The organism is Streptomyces sp. NPDC054047, from assembly GCF_055585065.1.
This window is the reverse complement of record NZ_JBVJKV010000001.1, coordinates 537,918-551,293: the sequence shown is the minus strand read 5'-3', so window position 1 is coordinate 551,293 and position 13,376 is coordinate 537,918. Positions and strand designations below refer to the sequence as shown.

The following is a 13,376-nucleotide window of genomic DNA, read 5'->3' as shown; positions in this document are numbered from 1 at the left end:
CGCCTCACCGCAGCGTCGACACCTTCGAGCCGTCCGCGAGCCGCCCGGTGAGCCCGGCGCGAGCGCCCCGCTCCAGGGGCGCGGCCAGGGTGTTGCCGGGCGTCGGCGACCCTCCGGCGGCCCTGACAGAAACGATGTCCCTGCTGCCGCCTCCCAGCAGGTACCAGTTGCCGCCCCGGGACTTCCACCGCACGCCCGCGAGCACCGAGGGCTTCCGAGCCCCGCACGCCGCGGAGTCCTCCGCCTTCGCCGCGACGGCCGCCGCGCCCGCCGTCTGGAACTGCGCGAGCGCCCGGCCTCCGTCGCCGCGCCACGTGTCGGCGCGGGTGCAGAGCCAGGCCGCCGAGCCGTTCGCCTCGGGCAGCGCCTGACGCGCGTACTGCCAGGAGTTCACCGACCGCACGCCGTTCGAGCGCGCGGCGGTGAGCGAGCAGGCGGTCGAGGACCAGTCCGCGGCCGATGCCTCGCGCGGGGCCTGCGGGCGGCCCGCGGTGAGGTGGGCCGGGACGAGTTCGCCGAGGTCGGTGGAGAGACGGTTCACCCCCGTGTCGTCCCGCAGCTGGAGCGCGTTCCAGGACGTGCACGTCTGGGCCTGCGCCGGACTGGCGAACGGCTCGGTCACCCCGTCGCCGTCCCGCTTCAGGGCATCGGGGCCGTTGTCCGGCTTCAGCAGGTCCCGTACGCCGACACCGCCGACCCAGGGCGCGGTCAGGTACCGCACGTTGCCGTCGACGCGGTTCACCACCACGGCTCCCGCCTCGGTGCTGGTCGCGCCGTCCACGCGCGCGAAGTCCAGCGCGGCACCGCCGGTGCCTTCCTTGGGCTCGGCGTACCGCACGATGCGCAGGCCGTCGTACAGGAGCACGACCCGGGCCGCGTCGACCTCACCGGCGAAGAGCAGCTGGGCGGGGCCGGGAGGCGCGCCCGCCGCCGTGCCGGTCGTGGCGGAGACCTGCACCGACTCGCCGGGCCTCGCCCAGACGGCCAGGGCCCGCCGCAGCAGGGCGTCGTCGTCGGTGAGCGCGCCCCTCGCGGGCCACGCGGAGAAGTCGGCGCGGGCCGAGCGCTTCCACGCGCCGGCCGCGACCTTCGTCAGCTGCCCCGGGTCGAGCGCGGCCTGTCCGGCGGGATTCTGCGCGTACGCGGGCGCGGCGGCCCCATCGGGCCCCCAGCCGTCGCCCGGCAGCCCGAGCAGCGCTCCGCAGACCAGGGCGGCGGCCAGCGCGACGCCCGCGGCCTTCATGTGCTGCCTGCGGCGCATCAGATCGGTGGGCCGCGCCTGCAAGGAGCAGGGGTCGAACTCGGGGGACCTGAGCAGGTCGTACGCCGACGCGTCCACATCCTCGGCCTCGGCCAGCGCATCGCCCGGCTCGTCGACTCCGGCCGCGGCCAGCACCTTGCGTACGTCGCTGTCGGGCAGCCGCTCGAGACCGCGCAGCACGTAGGCGGCTCGGGCGGGACCGGAGAGCACCGAGAGCCGCTGATCGAGGGCGAGTTCATCGGCGCCCCCGGACCGCGGGAAGAGGCGGAGCCCCCACACCTGGGGGAGCAGCGGCGGCAACTGCGAGCGCTTGGGCCAGGCCCTGCGCTTGAGCGGAAGCCCCGCGTCCAGGGCCGTGCCCACGACGCGCTGCCGTACGTAGGCGTACCCGGGGTCGCCGTTGCGCCCGTCCCCCGAGCGCTGCACCGGAATGCCCTCGGCGTCACCCGGCCTGCGGCTGCGGGGCAGCGCACGCTGGGTCAGCGCGTGGGAGGTCAGGACCCGCCGGTTGCGACCGAGGCTGGGCGGCAGGATCAGATAGGCGAGCCGCACCAGGCGTGGGTAGTGCTCGACAAGGGCGGCCTCGGCCTGCTCGACGTCGACGACGCCGGAGAGATCCTGGGACGGCGCGGGGGACTTCACATTCGACGACACGTTCAGCAAAACGAGCGAATCGTCGGATGGTCACCCGTCTGTGAGCGCTCGCGCATAGTTGCCCATCGACCGCTGGTACCGCGGGAGATGGGGCGCGAGGGCGCCGAGCACGAGGGCGAGCCCTTCGCGCTCGCGGCCGAGGCCGGCCAGGCAGAGGGCGAGGGTAGCCCGTACGGCGTCATCCAACTCGTCGCTCGGCGCGTCGAGTTCGGGAGTGAGCAGGGCGACCCCTTCCTCCGGCCGCCCGATGTTCCGCAGGGAGCTGGAGAGCTGGATCAGGGTGCGCCGCCGCCGGTATCCGTCGAGCCCCCGCTCCAGGGCCTCGCGGTAGAGGGGCACGGCACGGTCCGAGTGCCCGGTGGAGTCGAAGGCGCAGGCCCGCTCGAAGGGGGCGACGGGGCTCCCCTCGGGCAACTCGTCGACCAGGGCGTCGATGAGCCCCCGAAACTCCGCGGCACGGTCCTCCCCGTACTCCTCGAAGGACCCCCAGGCCTGGTCGAGCCGCTTCTCCCATGCAATGTCCATGGCCACACCCTTGCACGGCGTGACCGGCCCCGGGGCCTGAACCAGCCCTCCCGTACGCCCCGACCCCGTCAGCCAACCCCCCACTCGCTGAACTCCACCGTTCCCCGCGCCCCGTCGCCCCCGTTGGTCGCGCTCATGAACAGACCCACGTCCTGCGCCCCCGCGGCCCCGGGCACGGCCACACTCGCCACCACCCGCCAATTCGCCCCGCCGTCCACCGAGCACGACCCCGTCAGCACGTCGCCCGCCCGCGCGAGCCGCAGCAGCACCGGTGCCTTGATTCCCGTGATGCGCTTGTACGTGTCCAGGGTTCCGTCGCCGTTCGTGTCGTACGACAGGACCACTCCGTTCGCCGGAGTCACCGCCAGGTTGACGAAGCCCGGTGAGCCCGGCACGTCCATCGCGTTGCGCGCGATGATCCCCGCTCGCGCCCATGGGCCCGTCACCGCCTGGGAATCGACCCGGACCGTCACCGTGACCCCGTCCCGCAGCGCGTCCTCCCGGTACAGCGTTCCGAACTCCGTCGTGCCCTTCCACAGGTCCGTGCCCGCTCCGTTGATCGCGTAGCGGCCCTCCAGCTCGCCGAACACCGCTCCGTTGTTCGTGTACTTCCGCCAGCCCGCGCTCACCGGGCCCGCCTCGAACAGCACTCCCTCGTGCACGGCCCGGACCCGCCGCTCGCCCGCGGGGCCGTACCGCACCGCGATCTCGTACGGAAGCGGCCGCAACGGCCGGTCCAGCGGTGTGTCCGGTGCGCTCGCGCGCCACGCCACCCTGCCCGTGCCCGCCGGAGCGACCCGCGGCAGGGACACCGGACCGGAGGGCTCCGCGTCGAGCCCGGTCAGCTCGAAGTCGACGCGGCCCGTGGCCCGCAGCCCGTTGACGTTGCGGAAGACGGCCTCAAGCCTCGTCTCCCCGCCGGGCGGCAGCGAGGGCGGGTCCGCGACGACCTCCAGCGACCCCTGGTAGGGCGCGCGGGCCAGCACGTCCCCCACCCGGGCGGCGGTCCGGTACGGGTCGCCGATTCCCCGCAGGGGATAGTCCTTGCGCTCCCGGGTCCACGGCTCCTCCACCGCGAACCAGTCCACCGCGCGCGGCTCACGCCCCGCGGCCAGCGCGTCGGCCAGCTCGTCGAGCCACTTCTGCCAGCGCGGGACGTAGAAGTCGGCCATCAGGCCCGCCCATTCGCGGTTCCCGTACTCGTGCAGCTTCCCGCCCTCGGACGTCGGCCGGTCGCCCCAGACAGTGATCAGAACCTTCGCGGTCCGCTCGAACTCCGCCCGCTCGGCGTCGTTCGTGCCCATCCGGCGCGCCGACTCCACCCAGGGGCCCAGCAGGAAAGCCGCGTTCGTCCCCACCAGCTCGTCCGACAGCCGCATCAGCCGCAGCCACAGCGTCGAAAGCGCCCGGAAGGTGTCCGCGTCCTTGCGCCGGTAGGCGGTCCGGAGCTGCGGCAGCAGCTGCCGGCTCCGGTGCGCCAGCGCCTGCCGGGCCACGTCCACCACGTCGTACCGGTAGGCGGCACTGCCCCGCAGCGCCCCGCGCACCCCGAGCAGCCCGGCGAACGCCGCGTCGAAGCGGCCGGGGTCGTACGTCAGCGCGCGCGGCGCGTACTCGGCGGCGCGGTTCGCCGCCAGGTCGGGGCGCGCCGCGAACAGGGAGTCGTGCGGGTCGCTCCGCTCCACGGCGGTGTGCCGGTAGGCGGTGTCGTGCAGCGCCCGCCACGCCCGCCGGGCGTCGGCGTCGCGCCCGCCGTAGCGGAAGCCCGCGTAGCCGTCGAACCAGGAACGCAGGTCCAACTTCCGCTCCGACCAGGCCAGTTCGGAGAAGAGCTCGAAGGCGGCCGGGTCCCGGTCCGTCGCCTCCGGCATGAACGCCGTCCCCACGAGCGCGCTTGCGCTCTTGTCCCGCCAGGCGAAGAACTTCTCGTTCCAGATGTGGGCCCGCGCGCCGATCGTCGTGCGCCCGCCGAAGTTGGGGATGGTGCCGAACGCGTACGGCGTGCCGCCCCAGTCCTTCTCGCGGTCGGTGACGCTCGTGAACCGGTCGGAGACCCCGTCCACGATCAGCATCCGCCGCCGGTCGATCGCGTCGAGCAGCTCGGGCAGCGGATTGGCCTCCCAGCCGAGGATCACCCAGGTCGCGCCGGGGCGCGCCGTGCGCAGGGCCGCCTCCACACCGCGCGCCGCGTCCGGCACCGGGACGTCCCCCGGGGTGCCGCCCTCGTGCAGCAGGTCCATCTTGAAGTTGTCCGCGGCCCCGAAGAGCTGCTCCTGGTGACGGTAGAACGAAGCGGCGACCTTCCCGAAGGAAGCGGTCCGGGGGTCGAGCCAGTCGGGCCGCTTGAACCCGTGCCACGTCCCCTGCGGCACCACCCGCGCGTCCCCGCCGTTGCGCGCCACGAACCCGTCCGGGACGTGCCCGTAGTAGCCGGGCAGCACCGGCGCCATGCCCAGCGAACGCAGCCGGTCCACGATCTTGCGGCCCAACTCGGCCCGGTCGGCGATGAGTTCCGTGGAGAGCGGCCCGCCGTACCCCGACAGGTTCTGCAGCAGCCACCACGCCTGGTGCGAAGGCGCAGGCAGCCACGCACGCGCCTCAGCGTCGCTGTAGCCGAAGTCCTGGAGAACACGGTGGTAGACAGCCTCTGCCCCCGCGATCACCAGGACCTCGTTGCAGCCGTGCAGCGCGAGTACGTCGATCATGCGCTCCCAGTACGCCCAGTCGGCGTGCGGCGCGGTGTACCCGTCGTTCGTGTCGTTCAGGGCGAACCGGTGCGGGAGCGAGGTGGACCGCTCCAGCGGACGCGAGGGTGCGGGAAGCCTGCGCGGCAGGTCCAGCTGGTCGCCGTTCCAGGCGACATGGGCCCCGCAGACGTACTTCAGATACCAGTGGACCCCGGTGAGCAGCACGGCCGGCGTCGTCCCCGACACGTCGATGCGCCCCGTCGTGCCCGAAACCCGGAAGCGGTCCACGCCGCCGTTGGCGGGGACGAGTCTGAGACGGAACTGTTCCGCGTGATGCGGCAGGAGTCTGTTGAGTGCTGAGCGCGCGGAATCCGTATCGAGGGCGGGGCCCCGGACGGGCCCCTCGGCGGCGTGGGACGGAACCGCCACCCCGCCGACGGCGGCACCGAGGCCGATGGCCCCGGCTGTGCCGAGCACGGAACGTCGGGACGGATCGGTCATGTGTACCCCCTGGGTCGAATGGTGCGGCGCACGGTATCCGTGCGGAAGCCCGCGCTCAACGGTGCATGCGGAGATGGCGAGTTCACCTCGCCTGAAGGGACTGGTGGGACGATGAAGGCAGCGCGAAGGACGCTTGCGGGCGCGAGCAGGGGCATGCGAAGGCGCATGCGTACGGGCATGGGTGTGGGACTGCTGCTGATGGTGGTGGCGTGCGGCTCGGACGGTGACGACGCGGTGCCGGACACGGCGAGCGGCAGCCTGGAGCAGCTGGCGGCCAAGGCGCGATGCAAGCCGGACATCCAGACGGATGCGGCCGAATTGCGGCAGGCCACCTGTGACAAAGGTGCCCGCCGCTACGTCCTAGTAACCTTTACAAATGCCCGTGGCCAGGCCGAATGGTTCGACGAGGCCACCGATTACGGCGGTACGTACCTCATCGGCAAGAAGTGGATCGCGGTCGGCGAGGAGAAAGTGGTCATGCGGCTGCGCGGCCTGCTCGGTGGGACGGTGGAGAAGTCCTCGCACCACTCGGGGAGTAGCGGTGGTGGGGATCACGAGGACAAGAGCCCGGGGCACTCGGGCCACTCCGGTCACCACACGAGCTGACCGCGCAGCGGTACGGGGGGGTCAGCTTGCGTACGGGTTGCCTACTGGGCCGATCAGTTCGGAGGCCGATCGGCTCGGCTCAGTTGCAGCGCTGACCGCTGTTGATGCACTTGGCCATGCGGTTCATCAGCCTCTCGTCGAAGACGTTGATGAAGTCACCGTGGTCGGTGATCGGTTTGTGCAGCTGCTCGGGGAACGAGTCGACGGCGAATCCGGGGCCGGGCGGCACGTCGTACACGATGCGCTGCACCAGCTGCGGAATGGCCTTGAACCCCTGCGGGCAGGCGCCGCTCCGCGCGTCGGCGAAGGCCACGTGCGTACGGTGATTGGCGCTGTCGGTGTTCTGGCCGTCCCAGCAGCTCTGGAAGTTGAAGGTCCGTACGACCTGGCTGCCCTCGGGGCAGATCGGGTACTTGTCCTTCAGCTGCCGGTCCTCGAAGCCGGTGCAGCTCCAGGACGCGTTGGCGTTCGCGTCACCATTGGTGAGTGCCTTGGCGTCACCGGTGATGATGCGCAGGAAACGCGGCATCGCGACGACCTTGCTCGTCGGATTGCCGGCGAATTTCAGCGTCACCGACGACGGGGTCTGGATCTCGCCGACATTCTGGTCCTTGCCGCCGCCGTCCGCGTCCGCGTCGGCCTCGTCCTGTCCGTTCTGCAGCCTCAGGACCGGCCAGTAATAGGTCGACTTGTCACCCTGGTTCCGGCACGTCGTGTCGCCGTTCGCGAGATCGTCGTCGCTGGAGAAGGCGTCCGTGGCCTGGTTCCCGATGTAATCGTGCATATGGTGAGCGCCATTGCTCACACCGGGCGCGGCGATGACATTGTCCGGATTGAACTTGCCGTTCTCGTTCGTCCCGCATTTCGTGGTGAAGGTGCCGCGTGACGCACCGCGCTGTTTGCCGGGGCGGTTGACGTTGGGCTGGACGGAGTTGATGTCGACGAAGTCGGCGGCCTCGGGGCCGTTGCCGTTCTGCTGGTCCGGCGGCTGCTCGGCACCGTCGCCGGGCGGCTGCTCGCCACCGTCCCCGTCACCGGGCGGCTGCTCACCGTCCTGCGGAGGCTGCTGGCCGCCGTCACCGTCGCCGTTCTGCGGGGGCTGCTGCTGACCGGCCGAGTCGTCGGCGCGCATGGTGCACGGCGCCATGCCGTCGATCCCCTGGGGCGGCTGGCCGCCCGCCCGGTCGATCGAGGAGCCGATGCCCTCGATGGTCGGCCGCCGCTGCTCCTCCAGCGGCTGGAGCACGGCCTTGGCCTGCTCGGTGTCCTGTGCCCGCGCGAACTTCTCGTACGCGGCGGTGATCTGGGTGTCCAACTCCGCGAGCTGTCGGTCGACGTCCTCGCGGGCGCCGTCCGGCACGTCCGACAGCTGGGTGCCGACGTCCGGGCAGCTGATGGTCGCGAGGCCCAGATCGTCGCCCGGCCGGCCGGCCTGGGTCCTGGCGGACGGCGAACCGGAGCTTTCCCCGGCGTTCGCGTAGACATTCACCGCGACCATTCCGCCGCCGCCCAGGATTAGCGCCGCCGAGGCGGCGATCGCGCGCCCGGCGAGTTTTGATCGTTTTCGTGATGTGCGTCGTGGTGTGCGTCCCATGGGACTACGTACGCAACAGGGGTCAGCCCTGTTCAATCACGCGCGGAATTCCTCGACAATCCCCGCGGTGAACTCCGCGCGATCTTCTCAACGTCCTTGATCCAGATAGGCGAGCACGGCGAGAACCCGCCGGTTGTCGTCGTCCGAGACCGAAAGGTCCAGTTTCCCGAAGATGTTGGACGTGTGCTTGGCGATCGCCCGCTCCGTCACCACGAGCTCCGCCGCGATCGCCGCGTTCGACCGTCCCTGCGCCATGAGTTCGAGCACCTCGCGCTCGCGCGGCGTGAGCTTGCCAAGGGGCTGGTCCGCCGAGCGCCGCGACAGGAGCTGCTGGATCACCTGCGGGTCCATCGCGGTGCCGCCCGCCGCGACCCGGCGTACGGCGTCGATGAACTGTTCGGCGTCGAAGACCCGGTCCTTGAGGAGATAGCCGACCCCGCCGTTCCCGTCGGCGAGCAGCTCGCGCGCGTACAACTGCTCCACGTGCTGGGAGAGCACGAGTACGGGAAGACCCGGCCGCGCCCGCCGCGCGGCGAGCGCGCACTGCAGTCCCTCGTCCGTGTGGGACGGCGGAAGCCGGACGTCGACGACCGCGACGTCCGGCTCCAACTCGGCCAGTGCCTTGGTGAGTTCGGGCCCGGTCTCGACAGCGGCGGCGATCTCGAAGTCGAATGCCTCCAGCATCCGGACCAGACCGTCACGCAGCAGGAAGAGATCTTCGGCTAGGACAACTCGCAAGGGATCTCCATGGTCACCATGGTCGGGCCGCCCGCGGGACTGCTGACGGCCAGTACGCCGTCGAATGTACCGAGTCGGCGTTCGATCCCGCTCAGCCCGGACCCCGCCCCGATCGACGCGCCGCCCTTGCCGTTGTCGGTGACCGCGATGCGCAGCATGCCCTGCGCGTGGTGGATGTCCACCCAGACGTGGTCCGCGCCCGCGTGCTTGATGGTGTTCGTCAGGGCCTCGCTGACCGCGAAGTACGCGGCCGCCTCCACGGGCTCGTCGGCCCGCCCGAACAGCTCCACGTCCACGTCCGTCCGCACCGGAAGCCGCAGCGCGAGGGCCTTGACCGCGTCGCCCAGGCCGCGCTCGGCGAGCACCGGCGGGTGGATGCCGCGCACCAGGTCGCGCAGCTCGGTCAGCGCCTCGCCGGAGTTCTGCCGGGCCTTGGCGATCATTTCCTTGGCCTTGGCCGGGTTCTTCTCGATCATCGCCTCGATGGTGCCGAGGTCCATGCCCATCGCGACCAGGCGGGCCTGCGCGCCGTCGTGCAGGTCCCGCTCGATGCGGCGCAGTTCGGCGGCGGAGGAGTCCACGGCGTCGTGCCGGGTCTCGGTCAACCGGTCGACGCGCCGGGCCAGTTCGCGCTCCCGCATGGAGACGGTGGGCGCGAGCAGCGACCGGGTCAGGAGGAAGTGGGCGCGGAGGATGGCGGGGCTGGCGAAGACGCCGATGACGCCGAGCGCGGTGCCGAGCAGGGCGGCCATGTTGGCGTCGCTCTGCGAGGTGACGTGGATGAAGCCGTACCATTCGCCGCCGCCCGCCTCGTAGATCGGCTTCCAGACGCCGAGGGCGAGGACGTAGCCGTACAGCGGGTAGAGCAGCAGCGCCGGCGCGAAGATCACCGTCACGTAGCCGGCGGTCATGTCGACGAGGAGCCATTGCAGATCCCGCCAGGTCGCCGGGTCCTTCAGCATCAGCGAGGTGCGCTCCACCTGCCCGGTGACGCCACTGCGCAGGTCCGCGGGGAAGGGGCGGTAGGGACGCGGGATGTGTACGTCCGACCACGCGCCGGCCTGGGCGCGGCGCAGGTCCGCCCACTTGCGTACGCCGGTCAGGACCAGCGGAGTCGTGAAGACGCCGATCCCCAGCGTGATGAAGGCGATGGACAGGACCGACAGCACGAAGAGGGTGATCGAACCGGCGAGCATGATGACCGACAGGAAGAGCCCCCGGGCTCCCGCGACCACGGATTCTCGGACCCTCGTCATTTTCTGATCCCCATCTCTTCCAGCGGCATGAACACATTCTCGCCGCTGGTGCGGGCGCCGGTCATTGGGCCCGGCACCCGAGCGGGGGTGTACCTGACGACACCCCCCTGCCTGGCCCTGTGCTTCAGACAGTGGGGGCTTCGGCGGCTGGGTGGCAGGGCCCGGGATTTCTAGCGTTGTCCCCGTCATCAACCGGCTTATCCGTTGCTTACTTATGGGGGCGAAAACGCCATGAGGCCAAACCTCGCGGCACGACTCGGGGTGTGGAGCGCACACCACCGCAAGACGGCCATCCTCGGCTGGCTGCTCTTCGTCGTGCTCGCCACGACCATCGGCGGGGCCTCGGGCATGGTCACCGCGTCCGACGACGAGATGGGGGTCGGCGACTCGGGCCGGGCCGCGGCGATCCTGAAGGACGCGGGCGTCGAAGAGCCCGCGGGCGAGCTCGTCATGGTCAGCTCCGAGTCGCCGAGCGGCTGGCGGGGCGCGGCGAGCGACCTCTCCAAGGCGCTGACGGCGACCGGCGAGACCCGCGCGATGCAGGCGCCGCTGCCCTCCGAGGACGGCAGGGACGCGCTGCTCCGCTTCGAGATGAAGGGCTCGTCCGACGACGCGCCCGACCGGGTCCAGCCGGTGCTCGACGCGGTGCAGAAGGCGAAGGACGCGGGTGCCGAGAAGGGTATCTCCGTCTACCAGTTCGGCGACGCGAGCTCCGAGAAGCACCTCGGCGACCTGCTCGCCGACGACCTCACCAGGGCCGAGTTCACCGCGGTGCCGCTGGCCCTCGGCATTCTCCTGGTCGCCTTCGGGGCCGTGGTCGCGGCGCTGCTCCCGGTCGGGCTCGCGCTGACCGCGTGCGTGGCGGCCTTCGGCCTGCTCTCGCTCGCCAGTCACCAGCTGCACCTCTTCGAGACGACCTACTCGGTGATGTTCCTGATGGGGCTCGCGGTCGGCGTCGACTACTGCCTGTTCTACCTGCGGCGCGAGCGCGACGAGCGGGCCGCGGGACGCGACGCGGAGACCGCGCTGCGGATCGCGGCGGCCACCAGCGGGCGGGCCGTGCTGGTCTCCGGCCTGACGGTGATGGTCGCGATGGCGGGCATGTTCCTGTCCGGGCTGCTGCTCTTCAAGGGCTTCGCGGTCGCCACGATCCTGGTGGTCTGCGTGGCGATGCTGGGCTCGGTGACGGTGCTTCCCGCGCTGCTCTCCGCCCTGGGCGACCGGATCAACGCGGGGCGCATCCCGTTCCTGAACCGCAAGAACAACAAGAACAAGAAGGGCGCGCACGCCAGTGGCGGCATCGCGGACAAGCTGCTCGGCCCCGTTCTGGCCAAGCCGAAGTTCTTCGCCGTGGGCGCCGCGGTCCTGCTCCTGGCGCTCGCCGCGCCCGCGCTCGGCATGAAGACCGAACAGCTGGGCCTGGAGAAGCAGTTCGGCTCGGACGCGCCGCTGTCGGTCTCCTTCCGCGAGATCACCCAGGAGTTCCCGGGCGGCCCCGCGCCGGCCCGGGTGGTTGTCGAGGCGGACGACGCGGGCGACATCGGCTCGAAGGAGATGCGGGACGCGCTGGCCGCGGTGGTGCGGGACGCGGGCAAGGGCGCCGAACTCACCGTCCACAAGGACGCGGGCGTGGCCGAGATCGACGTACCGCTGCCCGGCGACGGCAGCGACGCGAAGTCGAAGAAGGCGCTCGGCGAGCTCCGGGACGACGTGGTCCCCGCGGCCTTCGAGGGGCTGGACGCCGCTGCGTACGTCGGCGGAGACCTCGCCGAGTCCGAGGACTTCAGCGCCCAGCTGAGCAAGGGCATCGTGCCGGTGTTCGCCTTCATCGCGGCGGTGACGTTCCTGCTGATGCTCTTCAGCTTCCGCTCGGTGGTGATCGCGGTGACGTCCATCGGCCTCAACCTCCTGTCGGTGGGCGCGGCCTACGGCGTGATGACCGCGGTCTTCCAGCACGGCTGGGGCGCGGAGCTGATCGGCTCGGAGCAGGTGGGGGCGATCGAGAACTGGATGCCGCTGTTCGTCCTCGTGGTCCTCTTCGGCCTGTCGATGGACTACCACGTGTTCGTGGTCTCGCGGATCAGCGAGGCGCGCGACCGGGGCCTGGACACCCGTGCGGCGATCCGCGAGGGCATCACGCGGACCGCGGGCGCGGTGACGGGCGCGGCCGTGATCATGGTGGCGGTCTTCGCGGTCTTCGGCACGCTGTCCATGCAGGACATGCAGCAGATGGGCGTGGGCCTGGGCGTGGCGGTCCTGCTGGACGCCACGGTCGTACGGATGGTGCTGCTGCCGTCCCTGATGACGCTCCTGGGCGAGCGGAACTGGCGTACGCCGCGCGGGCTTTCGTGGCTGCCGCGGGTCTCGCACGGGGAGCCTGTGGCAGCTGAGCTGTCCGACCCCCGGCCGGTTCCGGCGGCCGCGGTGTCGCAGCCCGGTTGGGACGTGCGGTGATGTAGCCGCGGGCCGGTGGGGCCGGCCGCGCAGTTCCCCGCGCCCCTTGCGGGGCCGTGGCCCGGCTGGCAACCCCAGCCGGGCCACGGCCCCGTTCCCCCGTTACAGGCCCAGCGCCTTCGCTTCCTTCTCGGGAGCCAGGCCCACCACCGGGCGGTCGGGGCGCTGCGGGGCCACCCCGCCGATCGACTGGAGCCAGGCCCACGTGTCCGCGACCGTGTCCGCCACCGGGCGCGCCCGGAGCCCCGCGGCCACCGCCTTCTCCGTCGAGGTGCGGTGCATGGAGTCGTGCATCTCGCCCGGCGGAAGCCACACGGGAAGCTCCATCCACGGCTCGATGCCGTGCTCGGCGACCACCGAGGGGTCGGTCCAGCGCAGCTCCACGTCGGCCGCGCCCGCCACGGCCACGCACGCCTCCAAGAACTCCTCCATCGTGGTGTGCGCGATGGGGGAGATGATGTTGTAGGGGCCGTGCAGACCCGCGAAGGCCGCGTCGAGCACCCACTCGGCGAGGTCCCGCGCGTCGATGTACTGAAGGCCCAACTCCCGTGGCCCCGGGGCCAGTACGGGACCGCCCCGCGCGACCCGGTTCAGCCACCACGGCAGCCGCCCGATGTTCTCGTACGGACCGAGGATCAGCCCCGCGCGGGCGAGCACCGTGCGCTCGGCACCGAACTCCGCGACCGCCGCGAGCTCCCCGCCCCGCTTGTCCTCGGCGTACGCCACCGAATCCGCGTCGGCATCGCCCTCGACGAGGGGGAAGCTCTCGACCGACCCCGCCGCCACCGGATACCGGTACACCGAGCCGCTCGACACATACACGTACCGCCCCGCCCGCCCCGCGAGCAGCCGCGCCGCCTCCCGCACGACGCGCGGCGCCCCCGACCACGTGTCGACCACCACGTCCCACTCGGCGTCGGAGGCGGCGAGCGCGTCCAGGCCGCCCTCCGCCGTACGGTCACCGAGCAGCGACGCAACACCTGCGGGTGCCTCGTGGCGCCCGCGATGGAAGACCGTCACTTCCCAGCCACGCGCCAGCGCGGCATCGACGACGGCCCGTCCCACGAATTCCGTACCACCCAGCATCAGAAGTCTCATGC

General features: G+C 71.7%; 9 protein-coding genes. 2 read left to right on the top strand and 7 right to left on the bottom strand.

Annotated features, from left to right (window positions below; all coding sequences use genetic code 11):
* Positions 1-4 precede the first annotated feature (4 nt).
* The 3 genes from ACZ6ZP_RS02560 to ACZ6ZP_RS02550 form a co-directional block, all read right to left on the bottom strand.
* Positions 5-1,924: a hypothetical protein gene (locus tag ACZ6ZP_RS02560; RefSeq protein WP_469405274.1), complete on the bottom strand. Its 1,920-nt coding sequence runs from the start codon at positions 1,922-1,924 to the stop codon at positions 5-7.
* 21 nt (positions 1,925-1,945) lie between these two features.
* The gene (locus tag ACZ6ZP_RS02555) at positions 1,946-2,440 is read right to left on the bottom strand and encodes a tetratricopeptide repeat protein (RefSeq protein ID WP_366462677.1); all 495 of its coding nucleotides are present in this window, start codon (positions 2,438-2,440) and stop codon (positions 1,946-1,948) included.
* Between the two features lie 68 nt (positions 2,441-2,508).
* Complete coding sequence (locus tag ACZ6ZP_RS02550) at positions 2,509-5,628, bottom strand: alpha-N-acetylglucosaminidase (RefSeq protein ID WP_469405272.1); 3,120 nt, start codon at positions 5,626-5,628, stop codon at positions 2,509-2,511.
* Positions 5,629-5,781: 153 nt separating this feature from the next.
* On the opposite strand from ACZ6ZP_RS02550, the gene ACZ6ZP_RS02545 reads away from it, so the two are divergent.
* A complete protein-coding gene (locus tag ACZ6ZP_RS02545; RefSeq protein ID WP_399975196.1) occupies positions 5,782-6,234 on the top strand; it encodes a hypothetical protein in 453 nt (150 codons plus the stop codon).
* Between the two features lie 79 nt (positions 6,235-6,313).
* Here the strand turns inward: ACZ6ZP_RS02545 and ACZ6ZP_RS02540 are convergent, their stop codons facing one another.
* The 3 genes from ACZ6ZP_RS02540 to ACZ6ZP_RS02530 all read right to left on the bottom strand — a co-directional run bounded on the left by ACZ6ZP_RS02540 (position 6,314) and on the right by ACZ6ZP_RS02530 (position 9,822).
* Positions 6,314-7,828, bottom strand: coding sequence for a DUF1996 domain-containing protein (locus ACZ6ZP_RS02540; protein WP_361462891.1), 1,515 nt, complete (start codon positions 7,826-7,828; stop codon positions 6,314-6,316).
* A gap of 87 nt (positions 7,829-7,915) precedes the next feature.
* Entirely contained in the window at positions 7,916-8,566 is a 651-nt protein-coding gene (locus ACZ6ZP_RS02535; protein ID WP_351159622.1) for a response regulator transcription factor, read from the bottom strand.
* The gene (locus ACZ6ZP_RS02530; RefSeq protein WP_351159620.1) at positions 8,551-9,822 is read right to left on the bottom strand and encodes a sensor histidine kinase; all 1,272 of its coding nucleotides are present in this window, start codon (positions 9,820-9,822) and stop codon (positions 8,551-8,553) included. Before ACZ6ZP_RS02530 ends, ACZ6ZP_RS02535 begins: the two co-directional genes overlap by 16 nt.
* Positions 9,823-10,053: 231 nt before the next feature.
* On the opposite strand from ACZ6ZP_RS02530, the gene ACZ6ZP_RS02525 reads away from it, so the two are divergent.
* Entirely contained in the window at positions 10,054-12,276 is a 2,223-nt protein-coding gene (locus ACZ6ZP_RS02525) for an MMPL family transporter (RefSeq protein WP_469405268.1), read from the top strand.
* A gap of 102 nt (positions 12,277-12,378) precedes the next feature.
* Here the strand turns inward: ACZ6ZP_RS02525 and ACZ6ZP_RS02520 are convergent, their stop codons facing one another.
* Positions 12,379-13,374 (bottom strand): NAD-dependent epimerase/dehydratase family protein, encoded by a 996-nt coding sequence (locus tag ACZ6ZP_RS02520; protein WP_361470586.1) that lies wholly within the window; start codon positions 13,372-13,374, stop codon positions 12,379-12,381.
* Between the last annotated feature and the right edge of the window lie 2 nt (positions 13,375-13,376).